21 protein-coding genes are annotated in these 23139 nt (G+C 57.0%); 5 read left to right on the top strand and 16 right to left on the bottom strand.

Translation table 11 applies throughout. From position 1 onward, the window contains the following. Window positions 1-91: 91 nt before the first annotated feature. The 12 genes from CSV91_RS08950 to CSV91_RS08895 form a co-directional block, all read right to left on the bottom strand. Window positions 92-1558 (bottom strand): ATP-binding protein, encoded by a 1467-nt coding sequence (locus CSV91_RS08950; protein ID WP_099432600.1) that lies wholly within the window; start codon window positions 1556-1558, stop codon window positions 92-94. 266 nt (window positions 1559-1824) lie between these two features. After that, complete coding sequence (locus tag CSV91_RS10180) at window positions 1825-2445, bottom strand: PTS system mannose/fructose/sorbose family transporter subunit IID (RefSeq protein WP_172622478.1); 621 nt, start codon at window positions 2443-2445, stop codon at window positions 1825-1827. A gap of 155 nt (window positions 2446-2600) precedes the next feature. After that, window positions 2601-3635: an SIS domain-containing protein gene (locus CSV91_RS08940; RefSeq protein WP_099432596.1), complete on the bottom strand. Its 1035-nt coding sequence runs from the start codon at window positions 3633-3635 to the stop codon at window positions 2601-2603. Window positions 3636-3733: 98 nt separating this feature from the next. Continuing rightward, the gene (locus tag CSV91_RS08935; RefSeq protein ID WP_099432840.1) at window positions 3734-4618 is read right to left on the bottom strand and encodes a PfkB family carbohydrate kinase; all 885 of its coding nucleotides are present in this window, start codon (window positions 4616-4618) and stop codon (window positions 3734-3736) included. Window positions 4619-4648: 30 nt separating this feature from the next. Continuing rightward, complete coding sequence (locus tag CSV91_RS08930) at window positions 4649-5647, bottom strand: SIS domain-containing protein (protein ID WP_099432599.1); 999 nt, start codon at window positions 5645-5647, stop codon at window positions 4649-4651. Between the two features lie 48 nt (window positions 5648-5695). Next, entirely contained in the window at window positions 5696-6526 is an 831-nt protein-coding gene (locus tag CSV91_RS08925) for a PTS system mannose/fructose/sorbose family transporter subunit IID (protein ID WP_055310758.1), read from the bottom strand. Next, window positions 6513-7298, bottom strand: a complete 786-nt coding sequence (locus CSV91_RS08920; protein ID WP_055310757.1) for a PTS mannose/fructose/sorbose/N-acetylgalactosamine transporter subunit IIC — start codon at window positions 7296-7298, stop codon at window positions 6513-6515. Before CSV91_RS08920 ends, CSV91_RS08925 begins: the two co-directional genes overlap by 14 nt. Window positions 7299-7325: 27 nt before the next feature. Next, entirely contained in the window at window positions 7326-7787 is a 462-nt protein-coding gene (locus tag CSV91_RS08915; protein WP_099432598.1) for a PTS sugar transporter subunit IIB, read from the bottom strand. Window positions 7788-7800: 13 nt separating this feature from the next. Next, entirely contained in the window at window positions 7801-8217 is a 417-nt protein-coding gene (locus CSV91_RS08910; protein ID WP_055287649.1) for a PTS sugar transporter subunit IIA, read from the bottom strand. Window positions 8218-8431: 214 nt separating this feature from the next. Further along, on the bottom strand, window positions 8432-9136 hold the full coding sequence (locus tag CSV91_RS08905; RefSeq protein WP_055287651.1) for a GntR family transcriptional regulator: 705 nt from the start codon (window positions 9134-9136) through the stop codon (window positions 8432-8434). An 8-nt stretch (window positions 9137-9144) separates the two neighbouring features. Next, window positions 9145-9933, bottom strand: a complete 789-nt coding sequence (locus CSV91_RS08900; protein ID WP_099432597.1) for a GntR family transcriptional regulator — start codon at window positions 9931-9933, stop codon at window positions 9145-9147. Window positions 9934-10305: 372 nt separating this feature from the next. Beyond that, window positions 10306-11340: an SIS domain-containing protein gene (locus tag CSV91_RS08895; RefSeq protein WP_099432596.1), complete on the bottom strand. Its 1035-nt coding sequence runs from the start codon at window positions 11338-11340 to the stop codon at window positions 10306-10308. Between the two features lie 850 nt (window positions 11341-12190). Here CSV91_RS08895 and CSV91_RS08890 point away from each other — a divergent pair. Further along, window positions 12191-15229, top strand: a complete 3039-nt coding sequence (locus CSV91_RS08890) for an insulinase family protein (protein ID WP_099432595.1) — start codon at window positions 12191-12193, stop codon at window positions 15227-15229. A 308-nt stretch (window positions 15230-15537) separates the two neighbouring features. Here CSV91_RS08890 and CSV91_RS08885 read toward each other — a convergent pair whose 3' ends face one another. Continuing rightward, window positions 15538-17193: a zinc-ribbon domain-containing protein gene (locus CSV91_RS08885; protein WP_172622477.1), complete on the bottom strand. Its 1656-nt coding sequence runs from the start codon at window positions 17191-17193 to the stop codon at window positions 15538-15540. Window positions 17194-17414: 221 nt separating this feature from the next. Between CSV91_RS08885 and CSV91_RS10285 the strand changes: the two genes are divergently transcribed. The 3 genes from CSV91_RS10285 to CSV91_RS08870 all read left to right on the top strand — a co-directional run bounded on the left by CSV91_RS10285 (window position 17415) and on the right by CSV91_RS08870 (window position 18743). Continuing rightward, a complete protein-coding gene (locus CSV91_RS10285; protein ID WP_099432593.1) occupies window positions 17415-17678 on the top strand; it encodes a type II toxin-antitoxin system HicA family toxin in 264 nt (87 codons plus the stop codon). After that, window positions 17671-18000: a type II toxin-antitoxin system HicB family antitoxin gene (locus CSV91_RS08875; protein WP_099432592.1), complete on the top strand. Its 330-nt coding sequence runs from the start codon at window positions 17671-17673 to the stop codon at window positions 17998-18000. The genes CSV91_RS10285 and CSV91_RS08875 overlap by 8 nt, the downstream gene beginning before the upstream one ends. A 146-nt stretch (window positions 18001-18146) precedes the next feature. Continuing rightward, entirely contained in the window at window positions 18147-18743 is a 597-nt protein-coding gene (locus tag CSV91_RS08870) for a 5-formyltetrahydrofolate cyclo-ligase (RefSeq protein ID WP_099432591.1), read from the top strand. A 23-nt stretch (window positions 18744-18766) separates the two neighbouring features. Here the strand turns inward: CSV91_RS08870 and metA are convergent, their stop codons facing one another. Further along, entirely contained in the window at window positions 18767-19693 is a 927-nt protein-coding gene (gene metA / locus CSV91_RS08865) for a homoserine O-acetyltransferase MetA (RefSeq protein WP_099432590.1), read from the bottom strand. A 211-nt stretch (window positions 19694-19904) separates the two neighbouring features. Here metA and CSV91_RS08860 point away from each other — a divergent pair, with 211 nt between their 5' ends. Then, window positions 19905-20882, top strand: a complete 978-nt coding sequence (locus CSV91_RS08860) for an L-lactate dehydrogenase (RefSeq protein WP_099432589.1) — start codon at window positions 19905-19907, stop codon at window positions 20880-20882. Between the two features lie 379 nt (window positions 20883-21261). Here the strand turns inward: CSV91_RS08860 and CSV91_RS08855 are convergent, their stop codons facing one another. Together CSV91_RS08855 and CSV91_RS08850 are read right to left on the bottom strand one after the other, a co-directional pair. After that, complete coding sequence (locus CSV91_RS08855) at window positions 21262-22230, bottom strand: SIS domain-containing protein (RefSeq protein WP_099432588.1); 969 nt, start codon at window positions 22228-22230, stop codon at window positions 21262-21264. A 144-nt stretch (window positions 22231-22374) separates the two neighbouring features. Beyond that, entirely contained in the window at window positions 22375-23139 is a 765-nt protein-coding gene (locus CSV91_RS08850; protein ID WP_099432587.1) for a GntR family transcriptional regulator, read from the bottom strand.

Below are 23139 nucleotides of genomic sequence, written 5' to 3'. Positions count from 1 at the left end.
TTAGCATCACCGTCGACTGAGCAACAACCGCTTTACCTTAGTGGGCGCCAATTGAGGGTCGATTATTGGGTCGCCTCGTCCACTAACGCATTTATTCCGCGCGCTCTGACAGTCGATACTTGCGGTTGCGGCTCGTCGCCGGCGCCGTGGGCTCAAGCTCGCCTTGAGCAATGAGCGCGTTGACGCGCGACCTAACCTGGGAAATTGTAAGCCCCGTGTGTTCTGCCAGCTCACGCGTCCCCAGCTCGCCGTAGTGTTTGAGTGCCGTCACAATTAAGCCCCCGCCATGATCGACCGGCTCGATCTTTGAACGGTAAAGTACGACCTTGAACCGATCGAACCCCGGGCAGAACAGGGGCTCGGCCAGACCATGCGCGCGCATGGCATCGATCATCATCGGGATGCCCGAGCCATTGCCCTCAGCCGGCGAACCTGCGCCATCCGGCAGCGGGACAATCGACATGAGCTTCACGAGCGTCGCGTTACGGCATCGGGAGCTGCCGTCAAACAAGTTCTCGCGAGTCTTTCCCCCGTAAAGGCCGCCAGGATTCGTCACCTCGACACGATCGTCAAAGACGTCGACGGCAATCGATTGTCCACAGAACCGATCCCCGTATTCTCGATGGATTACGGCGTTGGCGATTGCCTCGCGCAGAACCTCCTCGGGAATCTCCAGCGAGTCGACGCGCGAGACGCCTTGGACGGTCGAGGTTCGCCGCAAATTCTTGGCGACGGCCGCGACAGCATCCGAGATCATCTCGCCCAGCGTTCCCTCACAGATTGTGCGGTCCATAAACCTTAGTGGCCCCGCAGCTCCCTTTCGAGTTCCCACGTGGACAGCCACATCAATGAAGAGCTTGGGATAGAACTGCTGAGGGTAAACGCCCGCGGCAAGGAGGCCGGCCTTGGTAACATTGCCCTGGAAGTCGAGGAAATTCAGACGCTCCATCTTTGTCTTCTTGTCCGCCGCACCGCGCATCGCTCGAGGTGTCAACGAATAGGCACGCTCTATCGTGCGGTCGACCAGCGACTCGTCGAGATCGCCCACACTCGTGCCGAGCACCGCATCGCGATCGCTAGGACTCGTCCGTTCATATGACGACAGTGCCAAAACCTCGGTCGACGAAAGCGGGACATCTTTGTCATCGATGCGTTTGTAGCTGCCACCTTGAGCGCCCCGCTCTATGACATAGCAAGGCTTGCTCGACGGGTCGAGCTCCTCAATCGTGATGACCAGAACCACGGTGCCCTGGAGCTCCACGCGCTCAATGGTGTATTTGGGCGGATTGGCCAGCTTTCCGCGACCGCCGGCATCGCCCATGCCCGCCACGAATTGGTTGAGCACTTTCTCGGTCTCAAAGTTTGCAACTGGGACAAAACCCGCGCGCTCACTCACTCCGAGTACGATGATGCCGCCGGCGGTGTTTGCGAAAGCGCTGACCGTTTCCCATACGTCGCGGGAAAGCGTCGTGGCGCTCTCCTTGGCCTCAACGTTAAGATCGTCCGAGCCCATGCGCCTTAAAGACTCGAGCAGACCGGTCAGTTCGTTTTCGTTCATCTGCACGTCCTTTCGCTCGGTTCTGCGAAGAATGCCGCGAATAGATTTCCTTCGTCTCTCAGTTATCTCTCGTAATTATCTCTCATCTTTCTGTTATCTCTCATATTAGAGATGAGTGAGAGATGAGAGATACGTGAGTGATGCATGGGCCTGGATTATTGGACGGTCGGAAAATCCCTCAAACAAAAAAACGGGGCCGGCCTTACGCCGAGCCCCGTTTTCAAACGGTCAGTTAGTTATCCAACGCGCGAGCATAGCAGTCAACATTACGCCGCCGCGAACACTCCCAAGCCCGTTCCGATAATGCAGATCGCAAAGATGCCCAAGATGATCCAAATGGTCTTGACGCCCTTTTTGTAGAGGGCGACGCAGGCAAAGGTTGCCAGCAAGGGCAGCAGACCGGGGAAGATCGAATCGAACAGATCCTGCAGGACAATCTCCGAACCACCCACGTCGAAGGTCAAAGCAGTGGACAGTGAGACCTGCGCCGCAATCATGGCGCCGATAACGGTCATTCCGAGGACACCGGCAGCATGCGTCATGCGAGACATAAGGTTGTTCTCTTCGGACTGCTGCAAAAACTTGGTTCCCAGGTCGTATCCCAGATGGGCGGCGACGATACGCGTTGCAAAGTTAATCACGGAGTAGAGAAGGAAGACGGAGACGGGAAGGGCGAGCGCGACGGCAGTTGCCGTGCCCGTACCCGTAATGACGGCAAACGCGCAGCCAAGCACGCCGGAGGCATAGACCTCGGGAGGAACCGCCGCGCCGACCATGATGGCGCCCATGAACATAGACTCCAAAGCAGCGCCGACGATAACTCCCTGCTGGACATCGCCAAGGATCAAGCCGACAAACAGGCTCGTAAACAGCGGACGACCAAGCATCGTAATGCCAAATGCTTACTCGTCCATAGACGCCATAATGCGACCAGCGCAACTAGGAGGTACTGGGCAACTATTCTGATTAACCCCAGAAATAAGCCTGCAGGCGAGACGTTCAGAACAGCTCGCCTGCAGGCAACAGCAGCAATTTGAAAGGATTAGTAGTTCATCTGGTGGTAGTAGCGACGCGTGGTGAGCGGGTGGTTGCGGACGTGCTCGAGGTGGCAGCTCAGGCGCTCGGTGATGGTGTAGGTGACCATCGGGGAGACGATCTTGCGGAACTCGGGGTCGCTGAACGGCAGCTCGACCTCGGCGGTGTCGAACTTGTTCACGCGGACGTTGACGCCCTTCTCGTCGGCGAGCATGTGGGTGAAGTTGTCCACGCGGTCCATGAGCTTGCGGGTGTCGTCCTCGCCGTAGAGCATGATGAGGCTCGTGCCCTCCTCGCACAGCTCGATGGTGCCGTGGAAGAACTCGGCGGCGTGGATGGACTTGGTCTTGATCCACTGCATCTCCTCGAGGATGCACATGGCGTAGTCGTAGGCCTCGCCCCAGAGCATGCCGGAGCCGATCACCATGTGGTAGTCGGTGTCCTTGAAGTCCTCGGCCATGGCGGCGCAGCGCTCGTCCTGGGCGTCCTTGGCCTTGATGAGGTACGGGGCGATGTTGCCGAACTCCTCCATGAAGGTGTCGTACTTGGGGAAGGCGCCGGCGTTCTTGAGGAAGCGGGCGACCAGCGTGATCTGGTAGGTGTAGATGGCCTCGCACAGGACGTCGTCCTCGGCGAAGCTGAAGAACTTGTAGTCGGCGTACTCGGTGGCCGGGGTGTTGTCGTTGGAGACGTACATCAGCGTGCGGGCGCCCTGCTCCTGGCAGAACTTGGCGGCCTCGATGATCTCGGGGGTGGTGCCGGTGCGGGTGGAGAAGACGCAGACCGAGTCCTTGTTGAAGGCCTTGGGCGGGCATGCGAGGAACTCGGCGGCGATCTCGCAGTGGACGTCGACGTCGGCCGTGGTGGTCTCGACCCAGTACTTCATCGGGAGCGTGTGGGCCCAGGTGCCGCCGCAGCCGATGAAGAAGATGTTGGAATAGCCCTGCTCGCAGACCTTGTCCACGGCAGCCTCGATCTGAGGACGGAGAGCGAGGGCATCGCTCACAACCTTCTCGTAACGAGGCTCATCGAAATTGAACATATCTAATATCCCTTCGTTTAATAGAGTGAAATTCGTTTCAATTGACAACTTGTCATTTCACTACGTATTAATACTTAATGACCTAAAAAAATACCTTTCTAGGAAATGGAAGCTTGGCCGTCTTTCATCTCGGCGAGTTTATGCTCGAATCCAAAGCCGCCGGGTTTAAGGCAATTCTTAGCTGAATAGTCAGCAGCGAATTCCATTGCATCCCGAATGATCTCCGCATCGAGCGGTTGCTTTTTACTCCAGCCACGCGAGAGACAGCTCACAACAAACGCAGTGATATACGAATCTCCCGCGCCCATGGTGTCAAGCGCATCTACGGGTCTTATATTTCCCTGGTACCATCGGGAACCGTCAAAGAACACAGGCCCTGCAGATCCCCGTGTAGCAATCGTGTAGCGACAACCATGCTCTATGGCCCTCTTCAATAGAACCTGAATCTGTTGATCGCTCTCGCCGGAACAGGAAAACAGACCAAGAGTTGTAGCAGGGCAAACAAGATCGAAATATGCGTCGGTTCGATACTTATCTTTAACGGAAAAGTCGTAAACCACCACAGCGGGTAGATCTTGAACTAGGTGCACATCATCCTGCAGCTTTGCATTGACGCTGGTAAAAACCGCATCGAATCCCTGAAGAAACTTGACATCAGAATCGGTGATATGGGTTTTGTGCGCCCAGCAAGCCCCCGTATCGTAACCAACTTCGACACGTTCACCGTTGTAAACATTTACATCGCAAGTCTTGGTTGTCGCTTTTTCAGGCATAGATGATTGCGAAAGGTCAACGTTCAGCGAAGAAAGGGCATCGGTGATTATTCGCCCTCCCAGGTCGTTGCCGATCTCCCCAATATACGCTGCCTGTGCGCCAAGCATGCTTGCATGGGCAGCGACGTTTACGGCATTGCCACCAGGATACATAACGTCTTTGTTGAGATAGCGATCAATAACGTTGTCACCAATTGCTGCGATTTTCACCTCAACGCCTCCCATCACATACGGTCTTTATTAGTACTCGACCTTGCGGTAATAACGGCGGATGTCGAGCGAATGGTCACGAATTTGCTCGAAATTCTTGCTCACACGCGAGAGAATGGCATTGAGCACCACCGGAGAAAGCATCCAGCGGAATTCATCACTGATACCCGGCAACTCATAATCATGTGTATCGAATACGGTGAAATCATCCGCATATTGCTTACAGAAGCGTGCAACGCGCTCATCAAGAGGCCTAGTCTGCGCCTCCGTCATTGCAAGCGCGACGCAAACGCCCGGCTCAACAAGTTCGATAGTGCCATGGAAGAACTCAGGCGATGTAACGGATTTGGTGCGCAGCCATTGGGACTCCTCGAGCACACACATGGCAAACGAATACGTGGGGCCCCACAGATTGCCAGAACCAATCCAAATCTGATACGGATCGTCCTTGTGCTTCAGAGCATATGCGCGAGCCATCTCGTCAGCGTTCTTGCCGACGGAAACGAGAGCAGCGGGGAGATTCACAAGCTCATCAGCAAAGCGATCGTAGTCATCGAAAAAGCCCCTGTTCTTGAGAATCTTTCCAATCAGAAAGTACAGCACGAGCTCCATAGGACGGCCCTGCTTATAGATCACTCCATAATCGGAAAGTTCACCAAGCGGTGAACCGTCCACGCCAAGCGTAGAGACAATGGTGCAGCCTGCGTCTTTTGCCGCCTTTGCCGCCGCGACCGTCTCTTTGGTGTCGCCCGACTTGGACGCCATGAACGCCAAGGTCCCCTTACCGATGCGCCGATTGCCAACCGTGAGGAAATCTGCCGAAACTTGGGACTGGACGGGAATATCGGACATAACAGAAACCATATAGTCAAACGGCTGCATCATCGCAAGCGAGCCACCTGACGAGGTGAAGAAAATCGAATCGAAACCCTTTTCGCAAATTTCGTCAGCAATGCGTTCAATTTCGGCACGTTGATTGTAGATATAAGCACCGTTATCGAGAATTGCCTGTTCATCAAATGAAACCATGAGATATACCTTTCTAATTCAATTGGGCCAGACGGCGAAATCAACTATTTAGATTGCAAACACTCCGAAGAAGGAGCCGACGATACCAACCGCCATGAGAATAACGAGAATCCAAGCAATCTTGACCTTGTGCTGGACGAGTTCGTAGACTCCAAGTGTCACAAGCAGCGGCAGCAGGCTCGGCATGATACCGTCGATGATGCTTTGGATAGTCTGCGCACTGTCGCCGGTACCGAGAGAACCAGCCACGCTGACCGATACAAGGTTGGGCACCATAGCGCCGATAACCATAAGACCGAGAATTGCAGCCCCCATAGTGAGCTTTGGCATAAGACCAGATTTCTCGATCTTGCTCAAGAAACTGGTTCCGAATCCATAGCCCCATTTAAGGCAGAACCAACGAATCAGATAATGCGGAACATTGAATACGACAAGGAAGAGAAGCGGGCCGAGAATGTTACCCTGCATAGCAAGCGACACACCCAAGCCAGTGGCGATGACACGCAACGTTCCCCAGAACAGAGAGTCACCGATGCCGGCCAGCGGGCTCATAAGAGCGGCCTTTACGCTGTTGATGGAGGATTCGTCAAAATCCTCTTCGTTAGCGTTTGCCTCTTCCATCGCTGCCGAAATGCCCAGAATTAATGTTGAGACATAAGGAGTGGTGTTGAAGAACTCCATGTGACGCTTAGCAGCAGCAGCCTGGTCATCCTTATTCTTATACACGCGACGAATGATGGGAAGCATAGAGAAGCAGTATCCCATGTGCTGCTGGCGCTCGTAGTTCCAGGAGTACTCCATCGTAAGCGAACGGAAAAATACCGATTTTAGATCACGCTTTGTAATCTTGTTGGAACTGGTGTCATTAGAAGTCGTCATCGTCGAAGCTCCCTTCCGAACTAAGCTGTGGCGTCTGAGCAATGAAGTTTGGCTGGACCACCACGAGGATTACTGCGAGGCAAAGCCCAATGATGGCAATACCAAGGATTGGAATGCTCATGTAGGCACAGAGCGCAAACCCGAGCACGAAGAAAATAGCAGTCTGCTTGTTGACAATCATTGAAGCGAGCAGTGCAATGCCGAGCGCAGGGATGAATCCACCCGCAATAACCAGGCCGTTACTTACAAACTCGGGAATTGCGTTAAGCACCGCGTTCATAACCGGCGTTCCGAGATAGAAAGCAAGGGAGCACACGAAAAAGCGAGGAAGCGATTTGACGATGAATCCACCAAGCAGATGCATCCGCTCCATACCTTTGAGGTCGCCCTTTGCCACACAGTCGTCCGCTTTATGGACGAAAAACGGCATCACGATCAGCGTAAGCGCGTTATCAATGATGAGATAAAGCGACGCAATCGGGAAAGCGAGCGTCAGCGCAACTTCAGCGCCTTGACCCGTCGAAATTGCAAAGGCAGTGCCCAAAATACCACCGGTGATAACGTCAGGCGGAACGGCCGCCCCGATGGTAACCGATCCAATGAACACCATTTCAAGCGTGGCGCCGACAATAATGCCCGTCTGCAAATCACCCATCACAAGACCGATGAGGACGCCCGTGACAATCGGGCGAGAAGCAAGGCAAGTGCCAAGTGCCCACTCAAATGTCACGCACATTGCGACGAGGCCGATAAGGATCGCTTGAGTCAACATGAGGGATCCCCTTTCTATTGTATGTGCTTAAATCAAAATCTTCTCGTCTCTAGGTACCTGCCTGATCTCCACCTCGATTCCGGCATCACTGAGCTCATGTAGAAGCTCCACGTCGCGATCGGTAGCGAAAACCGTTGAAGATAGGCGTACATCTGCACCCTCACGCGGCTTCGTTCCTCCAATGTTGATATGCTCGATTTCGCTGTAGCCCTTTGCCAGGCGGTAAGCATCTTCGATGCTTTCAACGACAATGAACAAACGGTACTTATCGGTCACACCGCTCCTAAGAGCCTCGATAGAATCATCGACCGATTTGATAACCAATTTGACGCCTGCCGGACGTGCCAGCTTAAGCGTCGTCTTGCGCACGTCATCTTTCACAACCGCATCGCAGGCAATCAAAATGCAATTGGTGTCAAGCTCTTGCGTCCAAGTCATGGCAACCTGACCATGAAGCAAGCGATGGTCAACTCTCAGCAGCTTAATCATCTTTGTTCCTTTCTCAAAAATCCTCGTCTTCTTCTACCGAATTTGGCAGCGAACATAGGCATGTGCCCTTTTGGCGGACACTTGAAACCAATGCAGCGAGCTCGGCGTCATCAAGTGTGCTCAATTTCGAAAACACTTCGAGCACTAGTGGTAGCGACATGCCGGCAATGAGCCTTAGAGAATCGTCACCCAACCTTTCCATAAAAGCGTTATTCACTGACCCACCATAGACATCAGTGATGACAATCCACTGGTCTGCTGGGTCGCGAGAACGGTCCCAAAAATCTATCAACTCGTTTACATCCATCGTGTCCTCATCGACATATGCGCATAGCACCTTAACGCGAGGATCTTCACCGCAAAATAGCTGGAGCGTTTCACGCATCGCTCTAGCAAGTGGCCCATGGCTGGCCAAGAGCAACTTCCTCATTTATCTCCCAATCTCAGTCAATCATCTGTTAATAGAACGTTATATTTTGTATTGTTATCTACAGTATCCTCGAAACTTTTGCTTTGTCAAGACAGATCAATCAAGCTTCCTAAGCGGTAATAATTCGCCCGTAAACGGCAAAAAAACGCCCCTTTGTCGGGGCGTTTTCAATCTCTTGTTATTCGGTTAAGAAAGATCCGGGGTTTGGCTTTCGCTAGAGATAAAACTTTAAGCGCTCAGTGCAGTACACCTGCCGCGAAATAAACAATGGCACTCCCTGCGCGCTGCAACGCTTATCTACAAATAATAAAAGGGCAGATCCCGGCTTTACATTCAAATGTTCTGCCTCGTAAGCACTTGCAAAGCACACCTGCAACGTTCGCTCGTTATTGCCAAGTTCGATATGGCGTCTTCCCAGCACCTCAAGTAGAGAACCCGATAAATCTTCATGTTCCAAAAAGGCAAGAGAAGGAGTGTAGCTATTGGTTTCCAACATCGTTGGCACGCCATCGACTAAGCGCAAACGTCTAGTCTGAAGAATATTCTCGTCCTCCTGGACCTGAAGAAAACGCACGTCGCGCAGCGTAGGATAAATCCAAGCTACTTCGAGCACTACGGTAGAAGGCTTTTTATTTTCTTGAATGCAGGAATGGGTGAAGCTTTCCTGGTCATCGGCTGCATAGGCATTGCGTGTCGTGGTAACAAAAGTCCCTTTCCCTCGCGTGCGCTCAACGATATCGGCATCCTCTAGTTCCTTGATTGCCGATCGAACGGTAATACGACTAACGCCATATTCCTCCATAAGCTCCGTCTCAGTAGGAAGCTTATCCCCTTCGCTATATACGCCACTTTCTATTCGACTCACAAGATCGTGAACGATCTGCTTATACAATGGAACAGCGCTCTCCACTTTAACCATTATTCAACCTATTGCTTTCTGCACTCAACGGCTTCAAGTCCCTGCCAGTTGATGCCGAGTTGATTAGCCTTAATCGAAAAGAAGTATTTGAAATAATCACCCAACATCACCTGCTTAGTAAAGTGCACTGGCTTACCAGTGCTCATATAAACGGTCTCACTCAATATAAACATCGCAGCTTCTCCTGCGATATTAAGGATGCGCTTCTCCTCATCCGTAGCAAGCCCTGCTTCAAGCACAATAGACGGGAAACAATTATCCTCTAGTCGCAGCCCCGTCTCTCTCTCAATCGTTTCATAAAGTGATGCGTTCTCCATATCGACACCCAGTAAAAACCCGAAGTTCTTTACTGGAAGATAAATATGTTCAATCATTGCATTTATGTGGTTAATTGACCTCACGCGTTTGAGGTAAACCGCAGATTCATTCTCTTCCATTCGCAAATGACGACGGACGGCAACGGGCGGCTCGACCTCCTGAAGAGCGAGAACACGAGACGAGGTTTCGATATTATTTTCATGGCAAAAATAAGTGAAACCCTTAAACGTGCTCAAGCTCGAGACGATTTTAGGCTGCCGGATAAATGTGCCCTTGCCATGACGCGTATCAAGCACGTCGTCATCCACAAGAGTTTGAATTGCCTTCCGTATCGTCGCACGGCTAACCTCGTATTCTTCGCAAAAACCATTTTCGCTAGGCAACACGCCACTTTCGGAAAACTCGCCCATCTCAATACGGCGACGCAAATCATCAGCAACTTGTACATATAGCGGTACAGCACTAGTTGGGTTAATCATAACGTTCTCCGTACAACATTCTATGAAACTTCTATACGTTATAAGATAACCTATTACGTATTATTTTGAAAGAAATAGACGGTTCAATCTTATTTTTGAACCGTCTACAATATCAATCACTTCATATGAAGGTGTCGAATGCCACTTGTGGCGAAAACAAGAGGGGCATTTGGCAAAAATGCCCCTCTTCTCCTTGAAGTCGCTACCGTGAAATGCCAACGAGCCGCATGGTCGAGTCCAAGCAAATACGACCTCAAGCGGCCAGCTCCGGCATGGCTCCCTAGAACGAGACTGCGACATTTGTTTGCATTGTTTTACGAACGCAACATAACGAATTATTTCCGAGCAAAATAACGGCCGTTGAAAGCTGCTTTAGTAGTTCATCTGGTGATAGTAGCGACGCGTGGTGAGCGGGTGGTTGCGGACGTGCTCGAGATGGCAGCTCAGGCGCTCGGTGATGGTGTAGGTGACCATCGGGGAGACGATCTTGCGGAACTCGGGGTCGCTGAACGGCAGCTCGACCTCGGCGGTGTCGAACTTGTTCACGCGGACGTTGACGCCCTTCTCGTCGGCGAGCATGTGGGTGAAGTTGTCCACGCGGTCCATGAGCTTGCGGGTGTCGTCCTCGCCGTAGAGCATGATGAGGCTCGTGCCCTCCTCGCACAGCTCGATGGTGCCGTGGAAGAACTCGGCGGCGTGGATGGACTTGGTCTTGATCCACTGCATCTCCTCGAGGATGCACATGGCGTAGTCGTAGGCCTCGCCCCAGAGCATGCCGGAGCCGATCACCATGTGGTAGTCGGTGTCCTTGAAGTCCTCGGCCATGGCGGCGCAGCGCTCGTCCTGGGCGTCCTTGGCCTTGATGAGGTACGGGGCGATGTTGCCGAACTCCTCCATGAAGGTGTCGTACTTGGGGAAGGCGCCGGCGTTCTTGAGGAAGCGGGCGACCAGCGTGATCTGGTAGGTGTAGATGGCCTCGCACAGGACGTCGTCCTCGGCGAAGCTGAAGAACTTGTAGTCGGCGTACTCGGTGGCCGGGGTGTTGTCGTTGGAGACGTACATCAGCGTGCGGGCGCCCTGCTCCTGGCAGAACTTGGCGGCCTCGATGATCTCGGGGGTGGTGCCGGTGCGGGTGGAGAAGACGCAGACCGAGTCCTTGTTGAAGGCCTTGGGCGGGCATGCGAGGAACTCGGCGGCGATCTCGCAGTGGACGTCGACGTCGGCCGTGGTGGTCTCGACCCAGTACTTCATCGGGAGCGTGTGGGCCCAGGTGCCGCCGCAGCCGATGAAGAAGATGTTGGAATAGCCCTGCTCGCAGACCTTGTCCACGGCAGCCTCGATCTGAGGACGGAGAGCGAGGGCATCGCTCACAACCTTCTCGTAACGAGGCTCATCGAAATTGAACATCCCTTACTCCTAACTCACTTAGATGAACCCTTCATTCATCCCATAACGTTATAATACTTTATATAACTAACTATGCAAGTAGTATTTTGATTCTGTTCTTTCATCAAGCCCCTTAAAACAACACTCGGCATTGTTGGACACAGCGTGCAAGTTCATTGAACGATTCAATATGCATCGTCCCTAGTTAAATGACGTCTTATGCAAATACCTTTAATCCGCTTGGGGCCGACGAATCTTTTGACTGTCCGCAGAAGCTTTCCCGGAATTCCCCATGGATAGACGCGCCGGCAATCGCTTTGTTATCTGGCTTATTGCGCATTGCCGGGGCGTCTGGGAGAAAGTGCAATCTACCGCGTGGTCAACTAGCGTTTCATCGAAATCGACCGCATCCGCGCCAAATACTAAATCGCAATCGTTGTAACTCGTCCGATCATATGACGGCAATTTCTCGCCTTAAAAATGAGCACGAAATAAGGGGGCAGCTGTTTGCAACTTGCTTTATTCGTAAGTGTTTTTACTGAAAAAACAATCACCAACCAAACAGCACTATTAACAGCACTATTTATTGTTTGGCTCTTTGCTGTACAGCCATCTTTCGTATACGCCTCTCGTCTATCTCTCATCTCACGGTTGGAGACGAAAGGTGTGCGGGAGTGGATAATTGGACGGCATTTGGGCCTGCGACGGATTATTTCGTCCGAAAATCCACGCTCATTTGGCGGGACACGCGGGGCCCATGCCAATCCGCTGGCATCGTCTTCAGTTCGCTGCAGAGCCGCGGCCCCATATGGGTATACTCTCGAGGATTCGACTCGATTCGCCCCCGCTGGGGCGTCAAAGGAGACTACATATGTCCACTACCTCAACCGACCCGCGCGCCGCTGCTGCCGCGCTGCTGGTGCCCGGCACCACCTGCCACGGCTTTGCCGTCGAGCGCTGCGAGACCGTGCCCGAGCTCGACTCGGACGCCTACGTGCTGCGCCACACTGCCTCGGGCGCTCGCCTGCTGTACCTGGCGTGCGACGACGAAAACAAGGCCTTTGCCATTGGCTTTAAGACGCCGCCGGCCGATTCCACCGGCGTGTTCCATATTCTTGAGCACTCGGTGCTGTGCGGATCGGCCAAGTTTCCCGTCAAGGAGCCGTTTGTCGACCTGATCAAGAGCTCCATGCAGACGTTCCTCAACGCCATGACCTACCCCGACAAGACCATCTACCCCGTTGCCACCACCAACGAGCAGGACCTGTACAACCTGATGGACGTGTACCTGGACGCGGTGTTCAACCCGGCCATCTACACTAAGCCCACCATTTTTGAGCAGGAGGGCTGGCACTACGAGTTGGACCTGCCAGAGGGCGCCGAGGGCGAGGGCGACGGCAGCTCCGCGAGCCTGCGCGAGGGCACGCTGCGCTATAACGGCGTGGTGTTCAACGAGATGAAGGGCGCGCTGTCCGACCCCATGAGTGTGCTGGACGACGCCGTCAACGCCGCGCTCTATCCCGACACCGCCTATGCGCACGAGAGCGGCGGCGACCCACGCGCAATCCCTGCGCTCACCTACGAGCAGTTCCTGGATACGCACGCGCGCCACTACAATCCCTCTAACTCTTATATAACGCTCTACGGCGACCTGGACGTGGACCGCGCGCTGGCGTTTTTGGACGAGCGCTACCTGTCGCAGCCGAGCGCCGCGAGCCGCCGCATGGACGCAGCCGTTGCCGCCGGCGAGGACCCGTCCGTGCTGTCACCCAATCCGCTGGGCGTGCAGGCACCCGTGACCTGCGAGTATAAGCGCGTCGAGATGGCCACCACGCCCGAGAACGCCTTGGTAGGCCTGGGTCTGGTGCTGGGCAGCGCGCTCGACCGCAAGCGCACGATCGCCGCGGACATCCTGTTCGAGGCACTGCTGGGCTCCAACGAAGCGCCAGTTAAGAAGGCCATTCTGGCCGCCGGCCTGGGCGGCAACGTGGTGAGCTACACCGCGGCCGAGAGCCTGCAGCCCTACGAGCTCATCATGTTGCAAAACGCGCAGCCCGGCGTGGCGCGCGAGCTGCGTCGCGTGTTCCAAGACGCCTGCCGCGACCTGTGCGAGCATGGCGTTCCGCGCGAACGCCTGGAGGCCATCATCAGCAGCAACGAGTACGACCTGCGCCAACGCGACTATGGCATCGCCGACGGCGTGGCCATTGCGTGCGACGCGCTGAGCACGTGGCTCTACGATGACGACGCCGCGACGCTGGCGCTCAAGTATGGCCCGGTGTACGAGGAGCTGCGCGGCGAGCTGAACGGCACTTACTTTGAGGACCTGTTGCGCGAGCTGGTGCTGGAGAACAACCACATGGCGCTGGTCGAACTGGTTCCGGTAGACGCTGCCGAGGGTGCGGAGGGTGCCGAAGCCGCCGAGCTGACTGCCAAGCGCGACGCCATGACCGATGCCGAGCTGGCCGAGGTGGTCGAGCGCACGGCCGTGCTGCGTGCCGCGCAGGAGGCGGAGGACACGCCCGAGGACAAGGCAACGCTGCCGCGCCTGCGCGTGTCCGACATTGGCGAGGCGCGCCCCGAGCCGCCGCTCGTTGTGGACACGACCGCGCCCATCCCCTGCCTGCGCCACGGCATCCCCACCAACCGCCTGGCCTATGCCATGCAGTATTTCGACCTGAGCTGCGTCGCATTTGAGGACCTGCCCTACGTAACGCTGCTCTGCCGCCTGCTCAAACAGCTGCCCACGCGCGAGCATTCGGCCGAGGAACTCGACAACCTGCTCGCCGGCAAGCTGGGCTTTTTGAGCTTTACGACCGAGGTCATGACCCAGCCCGACGTGGACGGCGTGCGCCCCTACCTGCTGGTGAGCGCCGGCGCCCTGTCCGAAAAGATCGACGCGCTGGCGAGCCTGCCGCGCGAGGTGTGGTCGAGCACGCTTTTGCTCGATGCTGACGCCGACCGCGTTCGCGACGTGCTCACGCAGATTCGCATTGGGCTTGAGCAGGGCTTTATCAACAACGGACACTCGGCGGCGCTCGGTCGCGCGATGAGCTACAGTTCGCCTTCGGCCGTGGTGCGCGAGCAGCTTTCGGGCGTGGACTTCTACCTGTTCCTGCGCGATCTGCTCGAGCACTTTGACGAGCGACTGGACGACCTGCGCGCCAAGCTTGCCGAGCTGGCTGACCGCATCTTTGTGGCCGATGGCTGCATGGCGAGCTTTACCGGCAGCGACGAGGACTTTGACGCGTACTGGGACGCCGCGGGCGACCTGGGGCTTGCCGCTGGCGACGGCGCTGCCAGCGGCACGCTCGTGGTGCCGGAGCCGCACGACCGTCACGAGGCGTTCGTTATCCCCAGCGAAATCTGCTTTGCGGCAAGCGCGTGCGACCCGCGTCGCCTGGGCATCAACGTGACGGGCGCCTGGGCGGTTGCCGCCAACGCGCTCTCCTACGACTACCTGTGGAACGAGATCCGCGTGAAGGGCGGTGCGTACGGCTGCGGATTCCGCGCGGCCGGCGAGCGTCAGACGGCGTTCTACACCTACCGCGACCCAGCAATCGACCCCTCGATTGAGCGTGTGGCGCGCGCAGGCGAATGGCTCGGCAGCTTTGAGCCCGACGAGGCCGCCTTCGAGGGCTTTATCGTGAGCTGCGTGAGCGGCATGGACGCGCCCGTGAAGCCGTACGCGCTCACCAAGCGCCGCAATACGACCTACCTGGCCGGGCTCGACCCGCACGCGCGCGAGGAGCGTCGCGCCCAGATGCTCGCGGCCACACCCGCTGAGCTGCGCTCGCTCGGCGCCGATGTGACGCGCATCGCAGCCGCATCGCCAACCTGTGTCTTTGGCGGCCGCGACGTCATCGCCAAGAGCAACGCCGGCTTTAACGTCGTCGACCTGCTGGGCTAACCACAAAGGTAGATTTTTGGGGCATGCCTGAAAATCTACCTTTTCTTTTTCCGCCGCTTGGGCGGGACAGCTCAGCCCGTCCCACCAGTTTTATCTCGATCTGTAACATCTAGGCGGCAATATCGGCTCCAGCTGTTACAGATCGAGACGTTTCCGAATGACGCCGGCTCTTTGTCTCGATCTGTAACAGCTAGGCCCATTTTTGCCGAGTTACTGTTACAGATTGAGACAAAGAGCCGCAGACACCCGCCCTTCAGCAAAAACCACCCAAAGGTGTCTGTCCCTTTGGGTGGTTTGCGAGCGAGCTGCTACTTGAGAAACGGGTTCAGCCTGGCTGCCAGCGAATCGAGCTTGTACATGGTTGCAAAGCACTCACGACCGTAATCGGAGTCATTGCTCCAGCTACCCTGGTCGACGTCGTACTCTGCATCCAGACGAATCCACTCCTCCGGCTTGTTCTTCTCGTGCTTGCTGCAGAAGTAGCGCTGGTACTCGACCTCATGCTCAAACTCAAACTCGGCATCCGAACCGCGACCGGCATACTCGTCGACCGACGTCAGATTGCCGTGGTCGTCGTAATAGAACTCCGCATAGCCGCCGCGCTCGGAATCGATCCTGTCGAGCTTGCCATCGCTGTACGAATAATCCACCGCTGCGTACGAGCTCAGCGAACCGTAGTCGTTGCCGTGCGAGTCATATGCCACAGGCGAGATACGCGAAATGTTGCCGTCCTTGTCATACTCGTAGCCCGCGGTGATTGTCCACCTGGTGCCCACGGTGTCGCCCTGACTGTCCAGCGTAAAGGACGTCACGCGATCCTTGTCGTATCCATACGAATACACGACCGTCCGAGGATTGGCCGGGCTGGTATCGGTGTTGGTCACCATGTTGCCGTCCTGGTAGACATACGTGCTCGTACTCTCGCCGTAACCCGCATGGGTCGTCTCGTTGATCAGGTTTCCGTCCGCGTCGTAGGTAAACGTCGTGGTGCTCGACGAATCGCTCACGTCGGCATCGCAGTCGATGCGCGTGACGTTGCCGTCGGCGTCGTACGTAAACGTGTTGACGTTCGCATAACCGCCCGCCAGATCTTCCTCAATCTCAGAGATACGATGCGTCTCGTCATGCTCAACGCTGTAGCTTACGCCGCCACCTTGCTTGACGGCAGACGTGAAGCCCGTGACGTAACCGTTCTCGTCACGCTCGATCTCGTAGATATCGCCGTACTGGTCCGATTTATCGGTGCCTTCGTAGGACACCGGCAGCCACAGCTCGTCAAGCTGCGTGTCCTTAATGCCGCTAACCTTCGTATCCTGCGGCAGTTCCAACGTGGCGAGCTTCTTTTTGCCCGAAAGATCGACGCTTTTGAGCTCCCCGGCATTTGAAAGGTCGAGCTTTTCGATATTGTCGCAACCGTCCAGGTTAACGGCGGTGACATTACTCGCCGAGTTAAGCTCGACGGTTTTAAGGTCTCCGCAGCCCGAGAGGTCCAGGTTGACGAGTTTGTCCCCGCCGTATTCCACACTGGTAACGTTGGGGAACACCTTGCCTAGGCCCTGCGTCGACGTGATGCCATCCAGCTCGACCGACGTCACCGCCTTGGCCTCGTCGCGTGAGATGCAGCCGTCACCGTTAGTGTCGTATTTGGTCGAGACAAGCGCACGCATGCCGCTATCCGGGAAGGTCTTCTCGTCGATAGGCGTGGTCGCAATCCGCGTAAAGTAGAACAGTGCACCGCCACCGATGCCCGCCGCCACGACAAGTACCGCGGCGAGGGCGATGAGGGGCTTCTTGGAACGCTTGCGCCGCACGGACTGCTGCACGGGCACGTATTGCTGAGGAGCGGGCGTGGCAGGCTGGGGTTGCCGCGTGGCCGCGACCTGGTCGGGTGCTACGGGCGCACCGCATACGGGGCAAAAGAGGGCGTCGTCGACAAGCGGCGTGCCGCACGAGCGACAAAACATGGCGGGCTCCTTTCGGTTCATTCCTTCCACCATGACGGTAAACCCAAAAATGCAGCCCTTGTTGCGCATCATTCAGCCCAAACCACCGCAAAGGGGCGCAGTTCACAGGTGCCTTTGTGTTAGTTCGAACACTTGTTCTATACGTACACATGTTCTATAGTAGGGGTGCTTGCATCGGACTTAAATTGCAACTAGGATATAGTTGCAGAATGTGAGGCGGGATGACTCGGATCGATAAACTCATCGCCCAACTGCTTAGCTGCCCTTCGACATATCGGTATACCGATTTTTTAAAAGTCATGGCTTCATATGGCTTTGAAATGGACAGCAAAGGCAAGACATCCGGATCGCGCGTTCGCTTCTACAGGCCATCAGATGGCAGGATGTTCGTAATGCACGTGCCACATCCATCTGACGAATTGACAGCGGGGACCATTCGAAACATCGTTCGATTTCTGCAAGATGTCGGAGGTAGTCATGAGTAACGTTTTGGCATACAAGGGCTATTTCGCCCCAGTCGAGTTCGATGCCGAACAGCATGTGCTCACAGGTATGGTCACCGGCATTAGAGACGCAATCGTATTTGAAGGCTCCACGGCTGAAGAAGTGGAGCAATGCTTCCACGACGCCGTCGACGATTACCTTGAGTTTTGCGCCGAGAAGGGCAAGGAACCTGAGCGGGCTTTTAAGGGGTCGTTCAACGTAAGAACGGGCTCTGAGCTCCACAAGCAAGCAGCGCTGGCAGCGGCAAAGAAGGGTGAGTCACTCAATAAGTTTGTGACTGAAGCAATCGCTGCGGCGTTATAGCATTAACGCATAGGCCCAAACAACCACAAAGGGCGCAGTTCACAGGCATATTTGCGGTGGCTTTACTGCCCATATCGCGTTTGCCCAGATAAAACCTGCCAAAATAAACCTGTCCCTTTTTGGTAGGTTTGGGAGATGAGGCTGGGATGGATAAGGCTGAGTTGCGGCGGGCGGTGATTGCTCGGCGCGATGCTATTGATTTGGATGTTCGGGCGGCGAAGTCTGCTGTTGTATGCGCGCGGCTTGTTGAGCTGCTGGAGTCCAGCGGCGCTGCGGGCCAGCGCACCGTTGCCGTCTATGCCGCGATGGGTTCCGAGGTCAACCCTGCCGCGTTTGCCGCTGCGGCCGCCAAACGCGGCTGGCGCGTGGCCTATCCGTGCATGCTCTCGGCAACAGACGCCATGGCTTGTGGCCAGTGCATGTGCATGCGGGCAGTCTCTGCCGGCGATGCGTCCGAGGCCCCGTTTATCGCCCACCCTACGCGGGCCTTCGCAGCCACGGACGTCGACAGCGACCACTTCCCCATCGTGCCCGCCGCCGAGCTCGACATGGTTGTCGTGCCGCTCGTGGCTTTCGACCGCACCGGCGCGCGCCTGGGCTACGGCGGCGGCTGCTACGACCGCTACCTGCCCATGCTCTCGCCCGCATGTCAAATCGTCGGCATCGCCTTTGACGAGCAGCGTGTCGACCACGTTCCCACCGACGCCCACGATCTGCCGCTGCCCAACATCGTCAGCGCCTAAATGCCAGCGTACCTCCCGACAGCCTAGTGCTCCTCGCCGGCGCGGGCTAGATCGTAGGGCGTGGTCTGGTAGACGTAGTAGTTGAGCCAATTGGTGTAGAGCAGCTGAGCCTGGCTGCGCCAGACGTTGCGCGGCTCGGCGGTGGGGTCGTCACCTGGGAAGTAATGCGCCGGCACCTCCGGGTTGAGTCCGCGCTTCACATCGCGCTCGTACTCCAGACGCAGCGTGTCGGTATCGTACTCGGGATGGCCAAAGACAAAGAAGCGGCGGCTATCGGTCGACTTGACGATGTACAGGCCCACCTCGTCAGACACGGCCACGACCTCAAGCTGCGGCTCGGCCTCCACGTCCTCGCGGCGCACATCGGTGTTGCGCGAATGCACGGCATAGAAGCGGTCGTCGAAGCCGCGCACCAGCGGGCTTTGCGGCTTCACCAGATGATGCTCGAACACGCCGCTCGCCTTTGCCGGCAGGTCGTGCTTCTGGATACCGTAGTGGTGATACAGGCCCGCCTGCGCGCCCCAACAAATGTGCAGCGTAGAGTGCACGTGCGTGGTGGACCAATCCATAATCTGGCAGAGCTCGGGCCAGTAGTCGACCTCCTCGAACGGCATCTGTTCCACCGGCGCGCCCGTGATGATCAGGCCGTCGTAGTGGATGTCGCGGATGTCGTCGAACGTGCGGTAGAACGTCTCCAGGTGGCCAGCGCTCACGTGCGTGGCCTCGTGCGTCTTGGTGCGCAGCAGGTCCACCTCCACCTGTAGCGGCGTGTTGGAGAGCTTGCGCATGATCTGCGTCTCGGTGGCGATCTTGGTGGGCATGAGGTTGAGGATGAGCACGCGCAGAGGACGGATGTCCTGGTGCAGCGCGCGGTACTCGGTCATGACAAAGATGTTCTCGCTCTCAAGCTGCGCTGCGGCAGGAAGGGCGTCGGGAATACGAATGGGCATGGATGCTCCTTACGAGTCAGTTGCAGCTATGGTACAACGAGCGGCCCCATCCGCGCGAGCACATCGACCAGCGATGCCGTCAGCGGCCCAAATCACTCCAAAAGTAGAGATTAAGGCATGTCCCAAAAATCTACGGCGCTTTAGTCTAGCAAAGTGGCAGCTGGACGCTACAATGGTTCGACGCGAAAAACTCGGCCGAAAGGATACATATATGTACCAGACGCGTAAGATCGGTGTGGTCGGCCAGGGCCACGTAGGAGCACATGTCGCCAACAGCCTGCTCATGCAGGGCATTGCCGACGAGCTGTACCTGTGCGATATCAACGAGGCCAAGGTGACGTCCGAGGTCCAGGACCTGCGCGACTCCCTTTCGTTTGTCCCGTATAACACCAAGATCGTCAACTGCTACGACCACTACGAGGAGCTGGCCTGCTGCGACGTCATCGTCAACGCCGCCGGCAAGGTCGCGCTGGCCGCCGGCAACCGCGACGGCGAGCTGTTCTTTACCACCGACGCCGCCCGCACCTTTGCCAAGCGCATCGTCGACGCCGGCTTTGACGGCATCTTCGTAAGCATCTCCAACCCCTGCGACGTCGTGTGCACCGAGCTGTGGCACCTGACCGGCTACGATCCCAAGAAGATCATCGGCTCGGGCTGCGGCCTGGATTCCGCCCGCCTGCGCACCGAGATCTCCAAGAAGGTCGGCGTGAGCCCCAAGTCCATCGACGCCTACATGATCGGCGAGCACGGCTTTAGCCAACTGGCTGCCTTTAAGGCCGCGACCATCGCCGGCAAGAGCCTCAACGAGCTTCAGGCCGAGAACCCCGACAAGTACGCCTTTGACCACATGGAGGTCGAGGAGCTCGCGCGCAAGGGCGGCTATGTGACCTACCAGGGCAAGCAGTGCACCGAGTACGCCGTCGCCAACTCCGCCGCGCGCGTCTGCGCTGCCGTGCTGCACAACGAGCACGCCGTGCTTTCCGCCTCCACGCTCATGACCGGCCAGTATGACGAGGAGGGCATCTTTACCTCCCTGCCGTGCGTGATCGGCGCCGAGGGCGTCGAAGAGGTCTACACGCTCGACCTGTCCGAGTATGAGCTCGAGGGCTTCCACAAGAGCTGCCAGCACATCCGCGACAACATCGCCCAGCTCGACTGGTGGGACGCCGAGGCCTACGACGCAAAGTAGGCCGCTGGCTGCCGCAATCTCGCGAATCTAAGCGCGATACCAAGCGGGCCGCGCCGGAAATCCCCGGCGCGGCCCGCTTTTTTTGACTCACACAGTGCCCTTGCGAATCGAAGGTGAATACTTTTCCGCGAAGTGAACGAGCAAAAACGAGCCCCCGAAGCATCGACACTTTTCAGACGCCGCTTCCTGCGGTTTCGCCAAGTTTTTCCTGCAGTTTTGGCGTCAAAAAGTGTGGATGCTTCGGGGGCCCAAAATAGGTCGTTCACTTCGCGGAAAAGTATTCACCTTCGTTTTCGCGCAGACACGAATCCGGCCGCCACAACGCAAAACGGGGCCCGCGCGCAGCGCAAACCCCGTCAAAAAAGATAATTCCCGGTACCTAGTACTGTTCGATGCCCATGTAGCGACGAACCTCGGGGCTGTGGTCAAACACCTTGCCGCGGGCGGCGCGCAGCTCGCAGCTCATGTTGTAGAAGAAGATCGGCTCCAGGAACGAACGCACGCTGGCAGGCACCTCGCCCACGCCGTACTCAAGCGCGTCGAGCACCATAACCGTATCGGTGTGCGTGTTGAGGAACGCAAGAGCGCGCTCCTCCATGGGGCGGCACTCCCCTGCGCCAAGCTGCACAAAGTAAAACACGCCGGGCTCGGTGGCCTCGAAGGGACCGTGGAAGTACTCGCCGGAGTGGATGTAGCAGCAGTGCTGCCACTGCATCTCCATGAGCGAGCAGATGGCCATGGCGTAGGTCTGGCTAAAGTTGGGTCCGGAGCCCAGGATATAGAAGAACTTGTGCTGCTGACAGAGCTCGGCAAAGCGGGCGCCCAGCTCGGCGTTGACCTTCTCGCGGGCGGCGGGCAGCAGCGCATCCATCTGCTTTAGGCCCTCGTACATGTCGGCGAGTGCCTCGTAGCCTTCCTGCTGGTCGAGCAGCTCGGCGGCGATCAGAGCGCCGATGCCCTGAGGCACCTCGGCCTGCGGCACGCCCTCGCCCCAGGGGTAGACCCAGGTGGTCCACTTGCCGTTGTCGATCTTGGAGCCCTCGCAGTCGGTGAGGGCAACGACCTCGGCACCGGCCGCCAGCGCCGTCTCGCAGCCGTCGACGACCTCTTGCGTGTTGCCGCTGTGGCTGCAGGCAATAACGAGCGACTTCTCGCCAAGGCTCTTGGGGGCCATCAGGCAAAACTCGCGTGCCGTGTAGACCGTCGAGGTAAACGTGGTGGCCTCGCGCTTGAGCAGCTCGTTGGCCGGCATCAGGTCGATCATCGAACCGCCACAAGCAATCCAAAAGACGTTCTCAATCTTGCCCTTGCGCTCGATGATTTCCTGAACCAGATCATGTGCGTTCATCCTGATGTTCCTCCTTGTGGGGCGGCTTTGAGCGACGGCGGATCGTACCTGCTGTCGTTCTATGTTGTCCTATTTATAGCACGCACGATGACGCTCGTGAAGCCATTTCGCCAAACTTGTTCTATGTTGTTCTATCTGTGGATGTTAGATGTCGAACACGTAGCGCGAGCCCACGATCTTTTGGCGGCCGAGCAGTAGAGAGCGCCCGCCGGCGTCGGTAAAGTAGGCCTCCATATAGAAGAGCGGCTCGCCGACCGGCACCTCCAGCAGCGGAGCCGCCTGGGCATCCGCCAGCGCAATCTCCACGGTGCAGGGGTCGGACTTGAGCGGCGCGCGACCCGAATGCTCGGCGACGAGCGCAAAGATGGAATTGTCCGTGAGGTCCTTGTCGGCAAGCGTCTGCAGATAGGGATGGTCGGCCAGCACAAAGGCGTTGTTCTCAAGCATGACAGGGATGCCGTCGGCTGTGCGCACGCGTTCGACCACGATAAGCTCGCAGCCGGGCTCCACGCCAAAGAACGCCGCGTCCTCGTGCGTCGCCGCGACCACCGTGCGCGACACCAGACGCGCACCCGGCACCATGTCGTTGGCAGCACAACCCTCAGTAAAGCTCTGGACGTCACCCTTCTGGCGAATCTTGCGCTTGAGCTTGGGAGCGCACACAAAGGTGCCCCTCCCCTGCTGGCGGTTGAGATACCCCGCACGCGACAGCTCCTCGATGGCGCGACGCACGGTGACGCGCCCCACGCCGTAGGACTTCGCGAGCTCCATCTCGGAAGGAATGCGCGAGCCGGCAGCGTACACGCCGCGCGCGATCTCGCCCTTTAGGTCGTCCATGACCTGCTGGTACAGCGGCACGGCGGACACCTCGGCGCGCTCGGAACGTTCGGTCTTGCTATCGGCTACCAT

The sequence above is a fragment of the Collinsella aerofaciens genome (assembly GCF_002736145.1).
GTDB classification, from domain to species: Bacteria; Actinomycetota; Coriobacteriia; order Coriobacteriales; family Coriobacteriaceae; genus Collinsella; species Collinsella aerofaciens_A.
The sequence above is the reverse complement of the archived record's forward strand: the minus strand, read 5'-3'. Positions and strand labels throughout refer to the sequence as shown.

Coding starts and splice junctions, on each gene's coding strand:
- CSV91_RS08930 (WP_099432599.1), bottom strand. CDS start 5,647: ATGGTTTCATTTGATGAACAGGCAATTCTCGATAACGGTGCTTATATC.
- CSV91_RS08915 (WP_099432598.1), bottom strand. CDS start 7,787: ATGATTAAGCTGCTGAGAGTTGACCATCGCTTGCTTCATGGTCAGGTT.
- CSV91_RS08900 (WP_099432597.1), bottom strand. CDS start 9,933: ATGATTAACCCAACTAGTGCTGTACCGCTATATGTACAAGTTGCTGAT.
- CSV91_RS08850 (WP_099432587.1), bottom strand. CDS start 23,139: ATGGTAGCCGATAGCAAGACCGAACGTTCCGAGCGCGCCGAGGTGTCC.
- CSV91_RS08890 (WP_099432595.1), top strand. CDS start 12,191: ATGTCCACTACCTCAACCGACCCGCGCGCCGCTGCTGCCGCGCTGCTG.
- CSV91_RS08895 (WP_099432596.1), bottom strand. CDS start 11,340: ATGTTCAATTTCGATGAGCCTCGTTACGAGAAGGTTGTGAGCGATGCC.
- CSV91_RS08875 (WP_099432592.1), top strand. CDS start 17,671: ATGAGTAACGTTTTGGCATACAAGGGCTATTTCGCCCCAGTCGAGTTC.
- CSV91_RS08920 (WP_055310757.1), bottom strand. CDS start 7,298: ATGTTGACTCAAGCGATCCTTATCGGCCTCGTCGCAATGTGCGTGACA.
- CSV91_RS08905 (WP_055287651.1), bottom strand. CDS start 9,136: ATGGTTAAAGTGGAGAGCGCTGTTCCATTGTATAAGCAGATCGTTCAC.
- CSV91_RS08855 (WP_099432588.1), bottom strand. CDS start 22,230: ATGAACGCACATGATCTGGTTCAGGAAATCATCGAGCGCAAGGGCAAG.
- CSV91_RS08885 (WP_172622477.1), bottom strand. CDS start 17,193: ATGTTTTGTCGCTCGTGCGGCACGCCGCTTGTCGACGACGCCCTCTTT.
- CSV91_RS08925 (WP_055310758.1), bottom strand. CDS start 6,526: ATGACGACTTCTAATGACACCAGTTCCAACAAGATTACAAAGCGTGAT.
- CSV91_RS08940 (WP_099432596.1), bottom strand. CDS start 3,635: ATGTTCAATTTCGATGAGCCTCGTTACGAGAAGGTTGTGAGCGATGCC.
- CSV91_RS10180 (WP_172622478.1), bottom strand. CDS start 2,445: ATGCTTGGTCGTCCGCTGTTTACGAGCCTGTTTGTCGGCTTGATCCTT.
- CSV91_RS08860 (WP_099432589.1), top strand. CDS start 19,905: ATGTACCAGACGCGTAAGATCGGTGTGGTCGGCCAGGGCCACGTAGGA.
- CSV91_RS08950 (WP_099432600.1), bottom strand. CDS start 1,558: ATGAACGAAAACGAACTGACCGGTCTGCTCGAGTCTTTAAGGCGCATG.
- metA (WP_099432590.1), bottom strand. CDS start 19,693: ATGCCCATTCGTATTCCCGACGCCCTTCCTGCCGCAGCGCAGCTTGAG.
- CSV91_RS08910 (WP_055287649.1), bottom strand. CDS start 8,217: ATGAGGAAGTTGCTCTTGGCCAGCCATGGGCCACTTGCTAGAGCGATG.
- CSV91_RS08870 (WP_099432591.1), top strand. CDS start 18,147: ATGGATAAGGCTGAGTTGCGGCGGGCGGTGATTGCTCGGCGCGATGCT.
- CSV91_RS10285 (WP_099432593.1), top strand. CDS start 17,415: ATGACTCGGATCGATAAACTCATCGCCCAACTGCTTAGCTGCCCTTCG.